The organism is Natrinema caseinilyticum (assembly GCF_024227435.1).
In the GTDB taxonomy this organism is placed as follows: Archaea; Halobacteriota; Halobacteria; order Halobacteriales; family Natrialbaceae; genus Natrinema; species Natrinema caseinilyticum.
Genome location: NZ_CP100445.1, coordinates 2448718 through 2467922 on the forward strand (window position 1 = coordinate 2448718; position 19205 = coordinate 2467922).

At 65.5% G+C, this 19205-nt stretch carries 16 protein-coding genes; 5 read left to right on the top strand and 11 right to left on the bottom strand.

What is annotated here, in order from left to right:
- Positions 1-13: 13 nt before the first annotated feature.
- The 3 genes from NJT13_RS11995 to hemC are packed head-to-tail and all read right to left on the bottom strand — an operon-like array spanning position 14 to position 2739.
- A complete protein-coding gene (locus tag NJT13_RS11995) occupies positions 14-760 on the bottom strand; it encodes a uroporphyrinogen-III synthase (RefSeq protein ID WP_254521872.1) in 747 nt (248 codons plus the stop codon).
- A gap of 3 nt (positions 761-763) precedes the next feature.
- Positions 764-1594, bottom strand: a complete 831-nt coding sequence (cobA, locus tag NJT13_RS12000; protein ID WP_254521873.1) for a uroporphyrinogen-III C-methyltransferase — start codon at positions 1592-1594, stop codon at positions 764-766.
- Between the two features lie 14 nt (positions 1595-1608).
- Positions 1609-2739, bottom strand: a complete 1131-nt coding sequence (gene hemC / locus NJT13_RS12005; RefSeq protein ID WP_254521874.1) for a hydroxymethylbilane synthase — start codon at positions 2737-2739, stop codon at positions 1609-1611.
- A 264-nt stretch (positions 2740-3003) separates the two neighbouring features.
- On the opposite strand from hemC, the gene NJT13_RS12010 reads away from it, so the two are divergent.
- Both NJT13_RS12010 and NJT13_RS12015 read left to right on the top strand, forming a co-directional pair.
- A complete protein-coding gene (locus tag NJT13_RS12010) occupies positions 3004-3369 on the top strand; it encodes a group I truncated hemoglobin (RefSeq protein WP_254521875.1) in 366 nt (121 codons plus the stop codon).
- 340 nt (positions 3370-3709) lie between these two features.
- Positions 3710-6025 (top strand): nitric-oxide reductase large subunit, encoded by a 2316-nt coding sequence (locus tag NJT13_RS12015; protein WP_254521876.1) that lies wholly within the window; start codon positions 3710-3712, stop codon positions 6023-6025.
- Between the two features lie 12 nt (positions 6026-6037).
- Here NJT13_RS12015 and NJT13_RS12020 read toward each other — a convergent pair whose 3' ends face one another.
- From NJT13_RS12020 to NJT13_RS12050, 6 genes are all read right to left on the bottom strand, one after another.
- Entirely contained in the window at positions 6038-6736 is a 699-nt protein-coding gene (locus NJT13_RS12020) for a type II toxin-antitoxin system VapC family toxin (protein WP_425499752.1), read from the bottom strand.
- A gap of 212 nt (positions 6737-6948) precedes the next feature.
- Entirely contained in the window at positions 6949-8346 is a 1398-nt protein-coding gene (gene hemL / locus NJT13_RS12030; RefSeq protein WP_254521878.1) for a glutamate-1-semialdehyde 2,1-aminomutase, read from the bottom strand.
- 60 nt (positions 8347-8406) lie between these two features.
- Entirely contained in the window at positions 8407-10254 is a 1848-nt protein-coding gene (locus NJT13_RS12035) for a DUF7405 family protein (protein WP_254521879.1), read from the bottom strand.
- 416 nt (positions 10255-10670) lie between these two features.
- Positions 10671-12401, bottom strand: coding sequence for an ammonium transporter (locus NJT13_RS12040; protein WP_254521880.1), 1731 nt, complete (start codon positions 12399-12401; stop codon positions 10671-10673).
- 514 nt (positions 12402-12915) lie between these two features.
- Positions 12916-13968, bottom strand: coding sequence for a porphobilinogen synthase (gene hemB, locus NJT13_RS12045; RefSeq protein WP_254521881.1), 1053 nt, complete (start codon positions 13966-13968; stop codon positions 12916-12918).
- Between the two features lie 52 nt (positions 13969-14020).
- Positions 14021-15661 (bottom strand): succinic semialdehyde dehydrogenase, encoded by a 1641-nt coding sequence (locus NJT13_RS12050; protein ID WP_254521882.1) that lies wholly within the window; start codon positions 15659-15661, stop codon positions 14021-14023.
- A 482-nt stretch (positions 15662-16143) separates the two neighbouring features.
- On the opposite strand from NJT13_RS12050, the gene NJT13_RS12055 reads away from it, so the two are divergent.
- Together NJT13_RS12055 and NJT13_RS12060 are read left to right on the top strand one after the other, a co-directional pair.
- Complete coding sequence (locus NJT13_RS12055) at positions 16144-16935, top strand: TrmB family transcriptional regulator (protein ID WP_254521883.1); 792 nt, start codon at positions 16144-16146, stop codon at positions 16933-16935.
- A gap of 221 nt (positions 16936-17156) precedes the next feature.
- Positions 17157-17480 carry a 4Fe-4S dicluster domain-containing protein gene (locus tag NJT13_RS12060; RefSeq protein WP_254521884.1) on the top strand — a complete coding sequence of 108 codons (324 nt, stop codon included), beginning with the start codon at positions 17157-17159 and terminating at the stop codon, positions 17478-17480.
- Positions 17481-17482: 2 nt separating this feature from the next.
- Here the strand turns inward: NJT13_RS12060 and NJT13_RS12065 are convergent, their stop codons facing one another.
- Both NJT13_RS12065 and NJT13_RS12070 read right to left on the bottom strand, forming a co-directional pair.
- Positions 17483-17647, bottom strand: coding sequence for a DUF6757 family protein (locus tag NJT13_RS12065; protein WP_254521885.1), 165 nt, complete (start codon positions 17645-17647; stop codon positions 17483-17485).
- A 140-nt stretch (positions 17648-17787) separates the two neighbouring features.
- Positions 17788-18564, bottom strand: coding sequence for a PHP domain-containing protein (locus NJT13_RS12070; RefSeq protein WP_254521886.1), 777 nt, complete (start codon positions 18562-18564; stop codon positions 17788-17790).
- 177 nt (positions 18565-18741) lie between these two features.
- On the opposite strand from NJT13_RS12070, the gene NJT13_RS12075 reads away from it, so the two are divergent.
- Positions 18742-19029, top strand: a complete 288-nt coding sequence (locus NJT13_RS12075; protein ID WP_254521887.1) for a DUF5789 family protein — start codon at positions 18742-18744, stop codon at positions 19027-19029.
- The last annotated feature ends 176 nt before the right edge of the window (positions 19030-19205 follow it).

Below are 19205 nucleotides of genomic sequence, written 5' to 3' on the forward strand. Positions count from 1 at the left end.
ACCGATTCGGCGGTCACTCACCGTCGGTCGGCGTCGCCGCGTCGACGGTCTCGACGGCGAGTCGCTCGAAGGTGGCCTCGCTCGCTATCAGATCGACGTCGATACCGTGTTCAGCGGCCGTCTCGGCCGTCGGTTCGCCGATGACGCCGACGGTCGCCGCGTCGAGTCCCGCGAGCGCGGCCTCGCTGATCCCCCGCTCGGCGGCGGCCTCGAGGAAGTGTTCGACGGTCATCGACGAGGTAAAGCACGCGGCGTCGAGCCGTTCGTCGGCGGCCATCTCGGCGGCGATGCCGGTTCCGTCGGGCCGCACGAGCCGGTAGAGGACCGTCTCGTGGACGTACGCGCCCGCCGCGACGAGTCCGTCGATCAGGATCGCGCTCCCGTGATCGCTGCGAGCGACTTCGACGCGCTCGCCGCCGACTCGGCCAGCCAGCGCCGAGACGAGCCCGCTGGATGTGTACTCCTCCGGGACGAGGTCGACCGGGTACCCTTCCTCGCGGAGCGCGTCCGCCGTCGCGGGGCCGATCGCGCAGACGGTCTCGGCGCCGGCTTCCCAGCCCGCCTCGGAGACGAGTTCGGCCCCGGTCTTGCTCGTAAAGAGGACGTACTCGGCGTCTGTCCGTGGGGTCGCGCCGGTCGGTTCGACGGCGAGCATCGGGTCGGGGACCGGCTCCGCGCCGAGGTCGGAGAGCAGGGCGACGGCTCGCTCGAGGCGGTCGTCGTCGGGGCGGAAGACGGCCACGGTCGGTGCGGCGGTCATCGGTCAGTCCTCGCCTCCGGATTCGGCCGCTGCGTCGGGCTCGGTATCCGCGGCCGCGCCGTAGTCGTTGCGCAGAAAGTTCGCGACCGACTCGCGCGTGCCCGCCACGTCGCCGATCACCGTCACCGCCGGCGGGGAGATGCCCGCTTCGTCGCGCACGTCGACGATGGTCTCTACGGTGCCCGTCGCGACCCGCTGGCCGGGCCGGGTTCCGCGTTCGACGAGCGCGACCGGCGTGTCGGGTGCCATGCCGGCCTCGCGTAAGGCGGCCGTGTAGTCGGGGAGTCGGCCGACGCCCATCAGGACGACGATCGTGCCGCCGGTGGCGGCTAACGCCTCCCAGTCGACGGCCGATTCCGGCTTGGTGGGATCTTCGTGGCCGGTGACGAACGACACCGAGGAGGCGTGATCGCGGTGGGTGACCGGAATGCCGGCCACGGCGGGCGCGGCGATGGCGGACGTAACCGCGGGGACGACCTCGAACGGAACCTCGTGGGCCGCGAGGTACTCCGCTTCCTCGCCGCCGCGGCCGAACACGAACGGGTCGCCGCCCTTGAGACGGACCACGGACTTGCCCGCGCGGGCGAGTTCGACCAGCCGCTCGTTGATCTCGGACTGCGGGGTGCGCTCGCCGCCGGCGCGCTTGCCGACGTCCTCGCGGCGGTCTTCCGGGAGCGACTCGATGATCTCCGGTCCCGGGAGTTTGTCGTGGAGGACGATATCCGCGGCCTCGAGCAGGCGCGTCGCCCTGACGGTCAACAGCTCGGGATCGCCGGGACCGCTTCCGACGAGATAGACGGTTCCGGGCTCGACGTCGGTATCGGGTGCTGACATTCGGTACTCGCTAGCTACTTCCCCTCGGGCTTATCTTCCTCGGAGACGCCGTCGCTCGCGTCGTCGCGGGCCGCCTGGATCAGCTCCGACGCGCCGCGGTTCGCGAGGTCCCGTGCGAACTCGCGGGCGGCCCGGGCGTGCGTTTCGACGGGGAGGTCGCGAGTGGCGGCCACCGATTCCTCACCGTCGCGGTCGAAGACGCTGACGGTCGCGTGAACGTACTCCCCCTGGACGACCGCGTAGATACCGATCGGCGCGATACAGCCGCCACCCAGTTCGGCGAGGATCGTTCGTTCGACGGTCGTCTCGACGCGGCTCCGCGGGTGGTCGATCGCGGTCTGAATCTCGTGGGCCGTCTCCCCATCTCTTGCCGTCACCGCGAGCGCCCCCTGTCCGGGCGCAGGGACGAACGTTCCCGTCGGCAGCTCCCGATAGTCGACGGAACGGGTGAGATTGCTTCGCTCGAGGCCAGCCGCCGCGAGGACGATCGCGTCGAACTCGGTGTCGACTTCGCGACCGAGGGCCTGCCGCTCGAGTTCCGAGAGATCGTCGAACCAGTCGTCGACGGTGCGGTCGTACTCGGGTTCGAAGTCTTCGTTGCCGACGTTCCCCTTCCGTTCTTTGTCGGCTTCCGTCCGTTCCTGGTGTTCGTCTTGCAACGCGGGTGCGAGCAGTTTCTCCAGTCGCGTGTCGACGTTCCCTCGCAGCGGCTCGACCTCGAGGTCCGGCCGCTCGGAGAGCAGTTGCGCGCGCCGGCGCAGACTCGAGGTGCCGACGGTCCCGCCGCGTGGGAGGTCCTCGAGGCTCGAGCCGTCGGGCGTGACGAGGACGTCGCCCGGTCGGCCCCGTTCGGGAACCGCGGCGGTCACGAGGGCAGTCGGCTGTTCGGTCGGCATGTCCTTCATCGAGTGGACCGCCCCGTCCGCGTCCCCTTCGAGGACGCGCTCGTCCAGTTCGCGGACGAACGCGCCCGTCTTCCCGAGTCGGTGGATCAACTCGTCTCTGATCTGGTCCCCCGTCGTTTCCACGGTGACGAGTTCGACCTCGTACCGGCGCTCCTCTAAGGCCTCCTTCACCAGGGCGGCCTGTCGCCGGGCGAGTGCCGACCCCCTCGTCGCCAGTCGCAGCGTCCCGCGCGTTCTCATAGCCGTCAGTCCGAGCCTGAGGTATGAAAAGCGCACGCTTGTCGGACGGGCCCGCGATTCGATCGCCCGCGTGCGGGATTCGGACCGACCGCGAGCCGAGCGAGCGTGAGATCACGCTGCTGGGACGGTCGGAGCGGATTTTGCGGACCGTACCGACCGCCGATACCGCGGCGTTCGACGGTAGTCGTGTGTCTCGCGCACAAATTTATTCCGTCAGACATTCGTGCTGAAGTTTATTTACTCGAGGCAGGTACGTACGAGCCGATGGCAGATTCGCTGTACGAGCGACTCGGTGGTAAAGACGCGATCACGGCCGTCGTCGACGAGTTTTACGACCGCGTCGTGGCGGACGAACAGGTCGCACACTACTTCGACGACGTCGATATGCAGGCACAGCGCGCACATCAGACGCAGTTCATCAGTTCGGTCGCGGGCGGTCCGGTCGAATACTCGGGCGAGGCGATGGAAACCGCCCACGCCGACCTCGACATTACCCCGTCGGATTTTCAGGCGATCGCTGGTCACCTCGAGGACGCGCTCGTCGCGTTCGACGTGGACGAGGGCGACCGTGAGGCGGTCCTCGATGCGATCTCGGGCTACCAGGACGCTATCGTCACGGCAGCCGACTGAGCCGTCGACGATCGGACAGTTGACTCGCGTTTTTTCGAGCGACGAAACCGGCTTCGACGAGCTGTACCACGAGAGCCGCGCCGGTCCGGCGCACTCGGACGGACCGGTGCCCGCCGTTTCGGTTCTACGGATCGATCCGACTCGTGGCGTTCCTCGCACCGCCCGCTACCGCGCCGATCGACCGTATCGACCGCCCGCTACCGCGTCGCCATCCGAAGACCGTCCTCGAACTACCGTCTCGTTCCCCGTAGTCGGTCGCGCGAACACGTTCCCCACCGCTTCCACTCCATAGGAAATAGCGGGCCGATTGACGGGGGTATCGCCCCTCTTATCGACCGCTATGAAGGTGAAACGAAAACAGCTGGCGACGTTCCTCGCGGTGATCTTCGTCGCCAACCTCATCGTCATGGGCGGTGGAGCCTGGCTCTCCTACGCGAACTCGCCCGACATTCCCGACACGATCGTCGGCCCCGACGGCGAATCGATCGCGACGAGCGAGGACGTCCGGAGCGGCAAGGCGGTCTTTCAGGAGAACGGCCTGATGAACCAGGGCTCGATCCTCGGCCGCGGGAGTTACTACGACACCGACTACACTGCCGACGCGCTCGAGTCGAAGACCGGGTACATGCGCGAGTACTACGCGCAGGCACGCCACGGCGAGAACTATACGGCCCTCGACGCCACCGTGCAGGCGGGGATCGACGAGCGAGTCCGCCGGGAACTGCAGTCGAGCGAGTACGGTTCGCGAGTCCAGTACTCCGCCGCCGAAGTGTACGCTCACCAGCGGGTCCGCGAGGACTACGTCGAGCGCTACCACGATGGCGACCGCGAACGCGGAATCCCCGAGGGACAGGTGCCGAGCGCGGAGGCGGCGGAAGACTTCGCCGATTTCGCGCTGTGGACCGCCTGGATCTCCCACACCGATCGTCCGGGCTCGGCGACCTCGTTTACCAACGACTGGCCGTACTCCCCCGCCGCGGGCAACGACGCGGGCGGCCCCGTGATGATCTGGAGCGTCATCGCGATGGTGTTGCTGGTCGGCGGGGCCGGAATCGCCGTCTGGCTCTACCGGTCCGTCGAACTCCCCGAACCCGAGGCGGACGGTGTTTCGGTCCCGCATCCGCGGGAGATCGACCTGACGCCGAGCCAACTCCTGAGTACCCGATTCGTCCTGATCGGCGCGGTGCTGTTCGTCTCCCAGACGTTCCTCGGCGGGTTGCTCGCCCACTACTACGTCGAGCGCGACGGCTTCTTCGGCCTCCGCGAGGCCATCGGAGTCGACGTCCTCCAGTGGCTGCCGTGGTCGATCGCTCGGACCTGGCACGTCGACCTCGGTATCCTCTGGATCTCCACGATGTGGCTCGGTGCCGGCCTCTTCCTCGCGCCGCTTTTGACCGGTCGCGAACCGCCGAAACAGGTGCTGTACGTGAAGGGTCTGATCGGCGCGTTGCTGGTCGTCGCGGTCGGTGCATTGGCCGGCATCTGGCTGGGCATCAACAACGTCTTCGGCGGACAGCTCTGGTGGTTGCTCGGCAACGAAGGCCTCGAGTACCTCGAGATCGGCCGTGTCTGGCAGGTCGGCCTCCTGGTCGGCTTCCTCGGCTGGACCGTCCTCGTCGCCCGCGGCTTCAAGCCGCTGCTCGACCGCGAGCCCCGGTACGGGCTGGCCCACATGATCGTCTACGCCGGCGGCTCGATCGGCCTGCTGTTTACGGCCGGTTTCCTCTACACGCCCCGGACGAACATCGTGGTGACGGAGTTCTGGCGCTGGTGGGTCGTTCACATGTGGGTCGAGGGCGTCTTCGAATTCTTCATCCTCGTCGTCATCGCCCTGACGCTGGTCTCGATGAACCTCCTGCAAAAGAAATCCGCCGAGAAGGCCGTCATCTTCCAGGCCGCACTCGTCATGGGCAGCGGCATCATCGGCGTCTCACACCACTACTGGTGGGCCGGCCTCCCCGAAGTGTGGCTCCCCATCGGCAGCGTCTTCTCCACCCTCGAGTTCATTCCCCTGCTGTTCATCCTCTCCGAGGCGCTCGGCCAGTACCGGGCGATGGACGCCGCGGGGTCCGACTTCCCCTACCGGATGGCGTTTTACTTCATCGTCGCCTCGTCCGTCTGGAACTTCTTCGGGGCCGGCGTGATCGGCTTCTTCATCAACCTCCCGATCATCAGCTACTACGAGACCGGCACGTACCTCACCGTCGCGCACGCACACGGCGCGATGTTCGGCGCCTTCGGCTTGCTCGCGATGGGGATGGCCGTCTACATCCTCCGGGTGACCACCCGCGACGCCCGCTGGACCGACCGACGCCTTCGCTGGTCGTTCTGGCTCTGTAACGTCGGGCTGGCGCTGATGATCTTCCTGTCGCTGCTCCCCGTCGGCTTCCTCCAGCTCGAGACCGCCTTCACCCAGGGATACGCGGCCGCTCGCAGCCTCGAGTTCTACAACGGCGGGCTGATCCAGACGCTGTTCTGGCTGCGGATGCCCGGCGACACGCTGTTGATCCTCGGTGCGGTCGTCTTCGCCTGGGACGTCGCCGCGAAGCTGTTGTTCCAGCGGAAGGCGACCGCCGAAGAGACGCGCGAGCACGTCATCGCGGATCGGCTCATAGCCGACCGCGGGTCCGTCGAGCCGGCCAGCGACGACGACTGAACCGCGTCCGCTTTATCTATCAGGAAGGTGGACGTCCGCTGGAACGAGTGAAAAGCTCAACGTCCGGAAATCGCTATCGAAAGCGAAGATGTGTTCGACACCACGCTCATCGGCGAGGATACTGGTCGTGTGGTCTACGAACGATATCTGCTGGTCATCGTCGTCCCCAAACTGCTCCGCCGCAGCCTCGAACGCGGACGTACCGACTGGAATGATATTCACGCTTTCCGACTCCAAGATGGCAGTCAGTACTTCGATAGCAGCGTCGTGACCGAGTTTGTAAAGGGCCAACGTCGCAAGTTCAGAGAGAACAGCCTGAGATGTGTAAAGCGGCCGGTAGGTGTGTCGCCGGTCCGAATACCACTGAAAAGGCGAATCGCGTCCTCGTGGTGCGTGTCGTCTGTATCCGCTCTCGCGTAGAACGCACCAGTGTCGATGAATAGTGGCGTTGCGCCTGTGCCGCTCATGCCGATTCCTTACCGTACAAGACTTCATCGACCTTTTCAGAGACATCCGACTCGCCCGACGATCCTGGTTCGAATTCCCAGAACGAGTCGTCCGGATCGATCCCCCGCACGGGTTCCTGCTCGTCGACGATCCACCAGACGACTCTCCCAGCCGTCTTTCGACCGGCGACTCGTCCGTGCTCTTCGAGCGTTCGGAGCTTCCGACGCGCAGTCTCCCGGGAGCAATCGAGCGCTTCAGCAACATCCCCAGAGGTAACTACTGGACCTTCTACGGTGTCGAAAACGCCGAGTACGTCGTCGAGCGTGACTGTCTCGGTAAATCGACTGCTCTCTTCGCTTCGTCGTTGCTCATGGAGGGAACGAACACCTCTGGACAAATACCCCTCGTGGTGTTCCCCATACGGGTATGTCACACGGATTACTTCAGTCGGAGAGAGACCACATTTGCAACGACTGCTACAGCGCTTCCTTGTACGCCTCGAGCGTGCGTTCGACGTCCTCCTCGGTGTGGCCGTAGCTGACGAACTGGCACTCGAACTGGTTCTGCGAGAGGAACACCTCCTGTTCTTTCATCTGTCCCCAGAAGATGCGCCGCCAGCGCTCGGTCTCGGCGTTTTTCACGTCCGCGGCGTTTTTCGGACAGTAGTCGTAGCGCGGGCAGGTCGGCTCCTGTCGGCACCCGGCCTCGCACTGTTCCTCGAGCGAATCCGGACCCTGTTCGCTGTTATCACCGCTCTCGGTATTCGGCGTGCTGTGCACGCCGCTCGGCCCTTCCCGCGTGAAGATCACCTTGAACATGCTGTCGGTGCCGGTGACGGTGTAGCTGGGCGCCTGGTCGGCGACGATCTCGGTCAGCCCGTTGCGGAGTCTGTCGCCGAGGCCGTTGACGTGGTCGTAGACGTCGTTTTCCGCGGCGAACTGGAGCGTCTCGAGGCCGGCGGCCATCGTGACGGGGTGGCCGGAGAAGGTGCCGGCCTGGAAGACGTCGCCCGAGGGCGCGAAGTGTTCGACGATCTCGGCGCGGCCGCCGATCGCGCCGACGGGGAAGCCGCCGCCGACGATCTTTCCGAAGGTCGTCAGATCGGGCGTGACGCCGAACTCGCTCTGTGCACAGCCGAGGCCGCCGACGCGGAAGCCGGTGATCACTTCGTCGAAGATCAGCAGGGAATCGTGTTCCGCGGTGATCTCTCGGAGGAACTCGTGGTACCCCTCCTCGGGGTAGACGATGCCGTAATTGCCCAGGATCGGTTCGGTGAGAACGGCCGCGATGTCGTCTCCGTGTTTCTCGAACGCGTCGCGAATCGCGTCCTCGTCGTTGAACGGCACGGGAATCGTGTGGTCGGCGAACGACTGCGGAATGCCGGCCGACGAGGGCCGCGGGTTCTCGGCGTCGCCCTCGACCAGCGTCGACTCCTGGGCGCCGTGGTACCCGCCCTGCATGACGACGATCTTGTTCCGGCCGGTGTACCCCCGCGCGAGTCGAACGGCGGAGACGGTCGCCTCCGTCCCGGAGTTGACGAACCGGATCTTCTCGACGCTGGGGACGTGTCGGACGACGAACTCCGCGAGGTCGACTTCGACCGGCGTGGGCGTGCCGTACATCGGCCCTTCGCTCGCCGTCCGCTGGATCGCCGCTCGCACCTGCTCCGGGAGGTCGTGGCCCAGAAGCAGCGGACCGAGTCCCATGACCCAGTCGATGTATCGGTTGCCGTCGGCGTCGATGACGTGACCGCCTTCCCCTTTTCGAACGAAGAACGGATACGGTTCGATGGCCGCGCGAACCGCGGAGTTGACGCCGCCGGGCATGACCGACAGCGCCCGGTCGTACAGACGTCGAGAGCCCTCGTGTGTCATGGATGGTGGCTTTTCCCGGCGTCGTAATAGAGGTGGTGATGCGCGGGAGCGTTCAGCGCGTCATCGCCACACTCGTTCCCGATCGTCCGCGGTTACGACGAGGTCGATGGTCCGATGAAACGGTTCGCCCCGGTCGTTGTACATCACGATTCGGCCGGTTTCCTCGCCCGGTTCGAACTCGAGTTCGGCCGTCCTGAAGACGAAGAGGACGTCGGTGGTGCCGTCGCGAGTGATGTCGTAGAAGTACCTCGACACCGGCTCCGCGGCGCGTCGCTGGTTGGCGGCAACCGGTCGTCCGAAATAGACCTCTCTCATCCGTTCCTGACGCCCCTCGGGATCGAACACCGCCACCGATACGTACCGCTCTCCGAGATCGACGACCTGATCGCGCCTTCGGGGCGAGACGTCGATCTCGCACGTCGTCCCCCGTGCGGGGGGCAACGATCGCATGGACAGCGGCGGAATCAGGAAGTTCCCGCGGCGGGTCGCCTCTATCTGGCTGTGGAACCCGTTCGCGTCGTCCGGGATGTCCACGTCGTCGTGGTCGACGAACGGCTCGCCCTGCGGGCCCTCGTCCTCGTCGATCAGCGGGATTTCCTCGCTCCCCTGGAAGCCGACGCCGCTCATCGCCTTTCGGACGTACGCCATGTATCCGTTGAACCGCATCAGCGCGACGAAGTGCAGTCCGGATTCCGTCTCCATGTCGGTCGTGTTGAAGTCCCGCCGGAGCAGCGTCGTGTCCAGTTCGCCGTCGGATTCGCCGTCCGAGTCCCGCTCGCTCAGGTCGAACCGGGCGCGGACGAGCTTCTGGAGGTGGCCGACCAGTTCGAACTCCTCGGCGTCTCGCTGGGTCCGCCGCGCGACGTCGTCGTCGGCGTCCGGGTCGCGCATCGGTAGGCCCGCGAGATCCGTCGTGTCGCCGAGTTCGTCCGCGATTTCCCCGATCTCGTCCGGGTGGTGGTAGGGACTGAACATCCGCGCGGTGCGCATCTCGAGCGAATCGTCGTACCAGGAGTCCAGGTCGATGTTCAGGCTCGAGGCGTGCTGGATGGACCCCTGGGCGAACGCACCCGGCGGCATGGGTTCGCCGAGCGTCTGATTCTCGACGATGGTCACGTCGTCCTCGGAGGGGGCGTTGTCCTGGAACAGGGACTCGAATCCCATCGAGAGCGGAGCGTCCTCGGGAATGTCGTCGCGGTCGATCTCTTCCCGAGGGGCGCCGCCGCCGACGAAGCCGGTCCGACGGTCGGGAAAGTCGGTCGGCCGATCGAAGAGTCCCTCGAGCGTGTGTTCGAACGAGACGCCGTTGAGGCCGTCCATCTCCCCCCAGAGCGCTTCTTCGACCGCGAGCAGGTTCGCGACGGTATCGCTCGAGAGGTGGAGCAGTACCTCCGCGTCCTCGGGAACCGGATCCTCGTTCGGAACGTCGAGCGAATCGATGAACTCCTGATTCCGTTCGAGGTCGATTCCCTGCGGAAGATCCTCGTCGAACCGATCGAAGTACGCCCGGGAGTAGCTCACCGTAAAGAGCACTCCCTCGTTGCTCCACTGGAAGGCGTCCTCGATCTGGCTGAGCGTCGCTTCCATCTCGCGGCGGTCCGCCGGAACGGGTTCGCCGGAACGGTCGTAGTTCAGAAAGAGCAACAGTTGGTGGGTGGGTAAGTGGGGGACGTCCCGCGCGTTACGCTCGAGGAAGTCCGCCCAGGCGTGCTGGCGATTGCGTCGGTCGGGTGGCCCGGAACTGTCGTCACCGGCTTCGACGGTGCCTGTGAGCCCGGTCACGGCCATCGTCGCCGACAGCGCGCTCGCTCCGCCGATAGTCAGCGCCGATTTCACGAATTCGCGCCGCTCTAAGCCCCGCGTCTCTCCCTGGTCCCGCTTTCGTGTACGTGCGTGTCTGCAAGGCATGGGTTGCCTACTCATACCACGGTCCCGAAATCATATACGCTTTTTCTAGTACTAAAATTAATTTTCAAATTCGATACCGAAAACGAACGTTCGAGACGCGCGACGATCGCATCGGGGGGCACGAACCGGGGGTCGTCGTGTCACACCGGTTCGGTGAACCGCCCCCGAGACGAAAGCTTCTCGCGCGGGGCGCCGAAGTTGCGCCGAATCTCGGATGCGTCGGAAGACGGGACCCCGTCGCACGGTCGAACACGCGGTGTACGCTCGGTTACGCCGGCAGTTGCTCGTCAGCCCGGAGCGGGCCTGACGCCCGAATCACGTCGATGCGGGGCCACCAGTCGCCGGACGACCGCGAGAGGGGTCACGGTACGAATCGACGGGGGTGAGCCCGGACCCGTCGACTGCGATTCTCGATCTCAGACAGCGTCGGGCCCGGTCTTGCCGGTTCGAACCTGCGTCGCGGCTTCGACCGGCAGGACGAAGATCTTTCCGTCGCCCGGTTCGCCGGTTTCGGCGGCCTCGCGGATTGCAGCGACGACCTCCTCGGCCGGGATGTCGGCGACGACGCACTCGATCTTGACCTTCTGGTGGAGGTCGACCGTGTACTCTTCGCCGCGCCACTGCCCCTTCTTCGCGGGTTGGGAGCCGCGCCCGGAGACGTTAGTGACGGTCAGCGACGGCGCGCCGGCTTCGGCGAGGGATTGCTTGATCTCGCCGAGGCGGTCGGGGCGAACGATCGCGGTGACCATCTTTATCCGGCCGTCGTTCGGCTCACCACCGTCAGAACGGAGTTCTGACGAGGATCGCGATTCGGCGAATTTCTCGCCCCCGTCAGTGCGAACGATCCCGTCTGCGCTGCCGCCGTCGGTGGCGACGTCGGGTTGTCCGAACTCGGGGTAGGTGTCGACGCCGTGTTCGGAAACGTCGAGGCCGTCGCGCTCGTGTTCGGGCGTGACGCGCGCCTGGCCGACGGCCTTGAGCGCGCCCCAGACCGCTGCGGTCGCGGCGATCGTCCAGCCGGCGATGACGACGACGCCGACGACCTGCGCGACGAACACGTCGACGCGGGAGCCGCTGATCCCGCTCATGTACTCGGGCGAGGCGACGACCGGGAGCAGCAGCGTCCCGAGGACGCCGGCCGAACCGTGGACCGGGAAGACCGCACAGACGTCGTCGATCTTCAGGTAGTTCTCGACGACCCCGAAGACGATCGGCAACTGCGCGCCGGCGAGACCGCCGACGAGGAACGCGCCCCACCAGGTCGACGCGTGGGGAATCGCGGTGATGCCGACGAGGCCGGCGAGCAACCCATTCGCGACGTACAGGGTGTCGACTTTTCCGGTCTTGAGCCACGCGACGAGTCCGGCTCCCATCGCGCCGCACGCCATCGCGATCGTCGTGGTCATCGCGACGCGGCCGACGTAGGCGAAGTCGCCGAGCGCGAGCCCTTCGTCGGTGATCGCGATGACTTCCGCGGCGGTACCGACGTTGAAGCCGTACCAGCCGAACGCGAGAATGAGCGTCCCGAGCACGGCGAAGGTCAGCGAGTGACCGGGAATGACGTTCGCGGAGCCGTCCTCGTTGTAGCGCTCGAGGCGCGGTCCGAGCATCCAGGCGGCGGTGAGTCCGGCGATGCCGCCCATTCCGTGGACGATCATCCCGCCAGCGAAGTCGTCGAACACCACGCCGTTGTACGAGAGCAGCCCGCCGGACCACGTGAGGCCGGTCACGACCGGGTAGATCACCGCAGCCAGCAGGAAGGTGTACGCGACGTACGCGCGGAGCTTCGCGCGACCGGCGACCGCCCCCGAGACGATCGTGGCGGCCGTCATCGCGAAGACGGCGCCGAACAGCCACCCGACCCAGTCGTTGACTCCCCCGACGTCGAATCCGGGTGCGAAGCCGCTTCCCGCGACGAGGCCGTCGACGCCGACGCCGATGAGGAAGAACACCGTCACGCCGACCGACCAGGTCAGGAGGTTCTTCGTCAACTGGTTCGCGACGTTCTTCGAACGCACCTGGCCCGCTTCGAGCATGGCGAAGCCGGCGTGCATGAAGAAGATCAGGAACGACACCAAAAGGACCCACACGAGGTTGATTCCCTCCGCGAGTACCTCCACGTCCGACTGGAGCAGCGTCGGTTCCATCAGGCAGCCACCCCTGTTGCGCTCGTTTCGTCACCGATACATTGTAGACGTTCGTCCACGTCTGGGTCAATCGACTTCGTGGTTTTCTTCTGAATCACGTTTGGAGCCGATGCCTTTGCATCATATAAGGATTAGCGTTAACACTTGGTCGGAAATATTGGGGTAATAGGGACAACCAAACAAATCTAGAGGTGGTTTAATGTGTATAAGGGGATTCGATCTTACGAATTTATCGAGTAGTGGTTATATATTCTCTCTTTGTAAACCTCCAAACGACTCGAGATGGGCAGTCATTCGTCCCGTGGGGCCGTTTTCACGTCCTCGAGGGCCAGAGAGCGCTCACGCGCGGCAGATATTGCCACTCGTGAGGACACAAACCGAGTTCGATGGACGTTCGTCAGAATCGACCGTTAACGGACGAGTTCCTCCCGGCAGCGGCGCCGAACCCGGCGATACCGGTGTGTGGTTCGGAACGCTCGCCTACGACGGCGCTTCTCGACGGTGTCCGACTTCCTCAGTTCGCGGCCGATCGGGCCTCTCGGCGGCGATCGGCGGACAGTCGCCCCGCGACGTCCTCGGCGAAGTACGTCAAAATCAGATCCGCGCCCGCTCGCTTGATCGAGAGCAGCGACTCGAGTGCGACAGCCTCGAGATCCAGCCAGCCCTTTTCGGCGGCCGCGTGAAGCATCGCGTACTCACCGGAGACGTTGTACGCGGCGACGGGATGGTCGAATTCCCGGCGGACGGCGCTGACGATGTCGAGGTACGGCAGCGCGGGTTTGACCATCAGGACGTCGACACCCTGTTCGGCGTCGAGGCGGACCTCCCGCAGGGCCTCCCGGGAGTTCGCGGGGTCCATCTGGTAGTGCCGTCGGTTACCGAACGACGGCGCGCCGTCGGCGGCATCGCGGAACGGACCGTAGAACGCGCTCTCGTACTTGGCCGCGTAGCTCATGATCGGGACGTGTTCGAATCCGTCGCGATCGAGCGCATCGCGGATGACGCCCACCATTCCGTCCATCATTCCGCTCGGTGCGACCATGTCCGCTCCCGCGCGGGCGTGAGAGACGACGATCTTTTCGAGGGACTCGAGCGTCGCGTCGTTGTCGACGGTCAGCGTCGGTTCGCAGGCCGGCCCGTGATCGACGACGCTGCCCTCGCGCCGCAGTTCTTCCTCGAGCGGCCCGCAGTGACCGTGGTCCGTGTACTCGCAGAGACAGACGTCGGTGATGACGTACGCGTCGGTTTCGGCCGTGATCCGCCGGAGCGCGTCCTGAATGACGCCGTCCTCCGCCCAGGCGCGCCTGCCCTCGGGATCTTTCGATTCGGGAATGCCAAAGAGCATGACCGCCTCGATGCCGGTCTCTCTGACTTCTTCGACGCGGTCGACCGCGTCACCGATCGGCACCCGCTCGTGGCCCGGCATCGACTCGATCGGGACGCGCTCGTCGGTCGTCGCATCGACGAACACCGGCGCGATCAGGTCGGCGGGCTCGAGGCTGGTCTCGCTGACCAGCCCGCGAACCCGATCCCGTCGGAGTCGTCGGGGTCGGTGTGTGAGATCCATACGCGGATATTCGACGGGAGCCGCAAAAGCGCCTCGCTCGCGAGTTCGGTGGTCAGGACCTCGCCTCTCGGAGCGAGGACGTCGCGTCTTCGAGCCACCGTCTCGTGCTCGAGACGGTCGGTAATCGGTTCTGGACGCGTGCGAGCGTGAACATTCCGCGGGCGTACCACGACGTCGGGACCGTCGGCGGCACGTCGAGCGGCCCGATCCGGGAGGTCGCGATCGTCCGCGACTCGAGGTAGCGCTTTACTCCCTCGGGACCGTGTCGGCGACCGAGTCCGGAGTCACCGAAGCCGCCCATCGGCGCGTCGACGGCCGCCCAGCCGGAGATGTACGCGTCGTTGACGCAGACCGTCCCGCAGTCGATTTCGCGAGCGACGGCGACGCCGCGCTGTCGGTCGCCGGTCCAGACGCTCGCGTTCAGGCCGTAGTCCGAGTCGTTCGCCCGTTCGATAGCCGTCGCGACGTCGGGAACGGATTCGACCGAGACGACCGGGCCGAACGTCTCTTCGCACGCGGCCGTCGCGTCTCGGTCGACGTCGGTCAAAATCGTCGGCTCGTAGCAGAACGGCCCGACGTCCGGTCGGCGCTTTCCGCCCGTGCGAACCGTCGCGCCCCGCTCGCGTGCGTCCTCCACGTGGGCCTCGACGCGCTCGAGCTGGTCGCCGTCGATCAGCGATCCGACGTCGTCCGCGAAGTCGAAGGCGGTCCCGAGCGTGAGTCCTCGCGTCGCCTCGACGAAGGCCTCGAGAAATTCGTCGTAGACCGCCTCGGCGACGTAGAGTCGCTCGGCGGCGAGACACAGTTGGCCGGCGTTCGTGAAACAGGCCTGGACCGCCCCGCGGGCGGCCGTCTCGACGTCGGCATCGTCGAGGACGACCAGCGGGTTCTTCCCGCCCAACTCGAGCGAGCAATCGATCAGATTTCGTCCCGCCCGTTCGGCGACTGACCGGCCCGTCTCGGTGCTTCCGGTAAACGAGACGTAGTCGACGCGGTCGATCAGGGCCGGGCCGACCGTCGCCCCGCGCCCGGTGACGATCTCGAAGCAGCCGTCGGGCAGCCCCGCTCGCTCGAGCAGCTCCGCGAGCGCGAGTGCAGTGTAGGGTGTCTTCTCGTCGGGTTTGAGGACGACGGTGTTGCCGGCGAGGAGCGCGGGCAGGACGTCGGTCAGCGACAGCGTGAGCGGATAGTTCCACGGCGAGATCGCCCCGACGACGCCGACCGGCTCGTAGGTCACGCGGGCCGTCGTCGCCACCGGGAACACCCCGCGGCGCCGCTCGTCGTCGAGCGCTCCAGCGGCGCGATCGGCGTAGTACGAGCAGGTGAACGCGACGTCGAGGACCTCCTCGACCGCGTCGCGGCGGGACTTGCCCGTCTCGAGTTGGAGGCAGTCGAGCAGTTTCGCGCGGTGTTTCAAGACGAGGTCGCCGAAGCGATCGATCCGTTCGCCGCGCTCGTCGACCGAGGTTTCGGCCCACGACGACTGGGCGTTTCGGGCACGCTCGACGGCCCGCTCGACGTCGGCCTCGGTGCAGTCGGGGATCGATCCGATCACAGCGTCCGTCGCCGAGGCCCGCACGTCGATCGTTTCGGCCCCGTTCGAATCGACACGAGCGGCTAGCCCCGAGAGCCACGAGTCGGAGATACTCGTCTCGGCGAGATTGACAGGCCGCGAACCAGTCTCGAGTGACATGACTACCCATTCTCTCTTCGCCCGCGCTCATACGCCTTTTCTTCGACGACGAGATAGTCGATCGGAGGTGTGCTCACAGTGGGACACACGAACGTCTCGGCCGGTCGCGGCCGGCCGCCTCGTTCTCGCCACCGTCGACCCCGACCGTCCTGCGATACCGTCGGCGCTCGAGAACGCTCGCCCTGTTGTTACGGCCGGAACACACGGTCGTGGACTTCGACCCGCCTCACGATCGGTTTATCCGTACAGCCCGAGAACAACGGTCGATGAACGCACAATCTCGGCAGAGAGGTGCGGCACGGTGTACGGATTGCGGCAGAGCGTTCGCCGTCTGGCTCACCTCCGACGAGATCCGACCGATCGGGTGCGCCAACGGCTGTCCCTGCGGCGGGGCCTCCTTTAGAACGTTCGACTGACCGTCGTTTAACCGCGTGGCGGGAGAAGGCCGCAGATTTTCCCCCTCGCTGGTCGTGAAGCGACTCGTGCCCGACCCCGAAGAAGCGGTCACGAGTCTCGAGGAACTCGGTCTAACGGAGTACGAGGCCCGCTGTTTCGTCGCGCTCACCCGCCTCTCGAAGGGGACCGCAAAGGAGGTGAGCCAGGTCGCGGACGTCCCTCGATCGCGGGTGTACGACACCATCGAGCGACTCGAGCGCAAGGGATTGGTCAGCGTCCAGCAGACCGACCCCCGCGAGTACAAGGGCGTCCCGGTCGAGACCGCGTGTCAACTGCTCCGCGAGGACTTCGACGACCGTATCGACGCCGCGGAGAACGCCCTCAGACAGCTCGAAACGCCCGAATCACCGGAGGACGAAGGTGTCTGGGCGATCGGGAAGCGAGAACACGTTACGGAACGGGTCGTCACCTTCCTCGAGGACGCAGAGAACACGGTCCAGTACCTGATCCCGGCGACCGAGGTCGTCGACGACCGAATCCTCGCGACGCTGGCGTCGGCCGATGACCGAAACGTCGACCTGTACCTCGAAGTGCCCACGGAGGCCGATCGCGAGGACTTCGCGGCAGCGGTTCCGGGGGCAACGATCGCAGTCGCACCGGATCTCGAGCGAACGAACGACGTTCGCGGCCAGTGGCCGGCGCAGTTGCTCATGGTCGATCAGCGAGCGATCCTCGCGGCCGGACTCAGAGAGAGCGACCTCCCGGACGTACACGACGAGGTGGCCGTCTGGACCTACGGCCGCGATCACGGCTTCGCCGTCTGGATCCGCGAGTTACTCGATGACCGCCTCGCGGATCGCGACCGGAAATCGGGGTGACGAGCATCTCGAGGCTCCGTCGCGCTCCGCGTCCGGGGATCTGAGCCGCTCGTCCGTCCGCGCTCGTCGACGGCGATTCCGGGTACTCGATTCGACGGCGAAGTCGTCTCGGACGACGACACTCGCGACCGCGAAGGCCTCGATGTCGGCTCCGTCTCGGCCGACGGAGCGACCGCCAGCACGTATCTTTAAGTACGCGTCCCACCATCTGTCTGTTAGCAATGGCCATAGACCCACAGTTCCACGAGAACCGCGAACAGGTCGACGAACACGAGGGACACGTCGTCTGGGGTCCCGTCGACGAACCGGAAGAACTCGGTATCCACGGCACGCACGTCGCGGTCGATTTCGACCTCTGCATCGCGGACGGTGCCTGTCTCGAGGACTGTCCGGTCGACGTCTTCGAGTGGGTCGAGACGCCGGGCCACCCCGAAAGTGAAGAGAAAGCGGACCCGGCCAAGGAAGCCCAGTGTATCGATTGTATGCTCTGCGTCGATGTCTGCCCCGTCGATGCTATCGACGTCGACGCCGGCCGAACGGCGTAGAATTACTCGGCGCGGTCGACGTCGACCCGTTCCTTGAGGCTCTCGAGCCCATCAGCTTCGGCGAGCTCCTGTAACCGCTCGCGGAAGTGTTCCTCGCAAAGGCCCACTCTGAGTCCGTCGGACTCCGCGGCGAAGGCGGCCTCGCGGTCACAGTAGTGACAGTTCATACCTGACCATTGGGACCACGATGCATTGAACCCTCCGCTATCGGCGAAGGAGCGAGGACAGTATCCGGCGACTGTGGATAGATCTGAATTTTGTCAGATGCTTCGATCGGCCACACTCCGAGCGTCCGAACGGTCCGTGGCTACGTCGGGAGATCGAGACGCTCGTAGGCCTGACGCGAGAGTCCATCGACCCCGAGTCGCTCGTCGTGGGCGTCGCTCCCGCCGGTCGTGAGCAGGTCGTAACACTCGATCACCCGCTCGACGGGTTCGCAGTCGACGTCCCGGCCGTACGGATACTGTCGTTCGACGGCGTCCAGGTCGGCCGCCAGCGCGAGCGCGCCTTCCGGATCGCGGTACCGCAACGGATGGGCCAGCGAAACGAGCCGAGACGACTCGGCCAGCGCCTTGCGTCCCCGTTCGAACGGCGGGACGTCCCGGGGCACGTAACACGGGCAATCGGAGCCGATGAGGTGATCGAACGCGCCCTGATAATCGTACTCGACGTCGGGGTGGGCTTCGATCGCCCGCGCGATGTGCGGTCGCCCGAACCCGCCGCCGATCGTCACGCCGAGGTCGATACCGAGTCGCGACTCGACACGGTCGACGATCGCACGCCCCCGCTCGATTCGGTTCGCCTGGATGTCCGCCAGAATGGCCTCGAGATCCGCGCTCGGCTCGAGTCCGTAGCCGAGCAAGTCGACTCGCTGGCCCCCGTCCGTCTCGACCCGGAGTTCGACCCCGTTGAGGAGGGTGACGCCGTCGCACTCGACGACCGGTCCGTCGAACGGCTGCACCCGGTCGTGATCCGTGATCGCGACGACCTCGACGCCGCCGCGGCGAGCGGCCTCCGGAACCGCCTCGAGCTCGAGGCTCCCGTCGGAGCGGGTCGTGTGGACGTGTAAATCCGCGTATGGCATACAGTATGCGAACAGGGCTGCTCCTAAATGCGTTTCTCAGGCTTGCGGGCGTGTCCTCGATCCCGTCGTTCGTTTTCCGATTCTCTAGGGGTGTATTAGGTGTACTAGGTATGGGTTGCTACTAGGAAACATAGATGGACAATGTTTATAATTATCGTTCACAGTAGATAGGGTGTAATGCTGCTCAATGGCACCGGCGAGGTCATCGACGACCACGAGTACCCCGCGACAACCGAGGAACTGATCGACGAGTACGGCGATCGAACCCTCGAACTCCCCAACGGTAGCGAAACGGTCGGCGACGTACTCGCCCGCCTCGAGTCCGAAACTTTCGAAAATTCGGAAGACGCACGCTTCGCAGTCTACTCCGCAGTCAGTGACAAAGCCGTCGGCCGCGTCGGCTACAGCGACCGCGACCCGACGCCAGTCGGTAGTCCGTACTCGCCCGACGCCGTCTCGTTCTAAGCGACCGTTTTCCGTTCACATCTCCGGTATTGACTCCCGGACGTTCTCCGCTCGAGGCGGCAGTTTCGAACAGTCGCCGACATCCCGCTCGAACCACGTCCTCGAGCCCCCGTGACGGTTAGTTGTTGCACACCAAATAAATTACTGTGGAAATAACGCGATGGGGAGCTATTGTT

Bases quoted from the DNA above. Each gene is read 5' to 3' on its own strand.
- NJT13_RS12020 (WP_425499752.1), bottom strand. From the start codon at position 6,736: ATGTTGCTGAAGCGCTCGATTGCTCCCGGGAGACTGCGCGTCGGAAGC.
- NJT13_RS12060 (WP_254521884.1), top strand. From the start codon at position 17,157: ATGGCCATAGACCCACAGTTCCACGAGAACCGCGAACAGGTCGACGAA.
- NJT13_RS12050 (WP_254521882.1), bottom strand. From the start codon at position 15,661: ATGTCACTCGAGACTGGTTCGCGGCCTGTCAATCTCGCCGAGACGAGT.
- hemC (WP_254521874.1), bottom strand. From the start codon at position 2,739: ATGAGAACGCGCGGGACGCTGCGACTGGCGACGAGGGGGTCGGCACTC.
- NJT13_RS11995 (WP_254521872.1), bottom strand. From the start codon at position 760: ATGACCGCCGCACCGACCGTGGCCGTCTTCCGCCCCGACGACGACCGC.
- NJT13_RS12040 (WP_254521880.1), bottom strand. From the start codon at position 12,401: ATGGAACCGACGCTGCTCCAGTCGGACGTGGAGGTACTCGCGGAGGGA.
- NJT13_RS12010 (WP_254521875.1), top strand. From the start codon at position 3,004: ATGGCAGATTCGCTGTACGAGCGACTCGGTGGTAAAGACGCGATCACG.
- NJT13_RS12015 (WP_254521876.1), top strand. From the start codon at position 3,710: ATGAAGGTGAAACGAAAACAGCTGGCGACGTTCCTCGCGGTGATCTTC.
- NJT13_RS12065 (WP_254521885.1), bottom strand. From the start codon at position 17,647: ATGAACTGTCACTACTGTGACCGCGAGGCCGCCTTCGCCGCGGAGTCC.
- cobA (WP_254521873.1), bottom strand. From the start codon at position 1,594: ATGTCAGCACCCGATACCGACGTCGAGCCCGGAACCGTCTATCTCGTC.
- hemB (WP_254521881.1), bottom strand. From the start codon at position 13,968: ATGGATCTCACACACCGACCCCGACGACTCCGACGGGATCGGGTTCGC.
- hemL (WP_254521878.1), bottom strand. From the start codon at position 8,346: ATGACACACGAGGGCTCTCGACGTCTGTACGACCGGGCGCTGTCGGTC.
- NJT13_RS12035 (WP_254521879.1), bottom strand. From the start codon at position 10,254: ATGCCTTGCAGACACGCACGTACACGAAAGCGGGACCAGGGAGAGACG.
- NJT13_RS12070 (WP_254521886.1), bottom strand. From the start codon at position 18,564: ATGCCATACGCGGATTTACACGTCCACACGACCCGCTCCGACGGGAGC.
- NJT13_RS12075 (WP_254521887.1), top strand. From the start codon at position 18,742: ATGCTGCTCAATGGCACCGGCGAGGTCATCGACGACCACGAGTACCCC.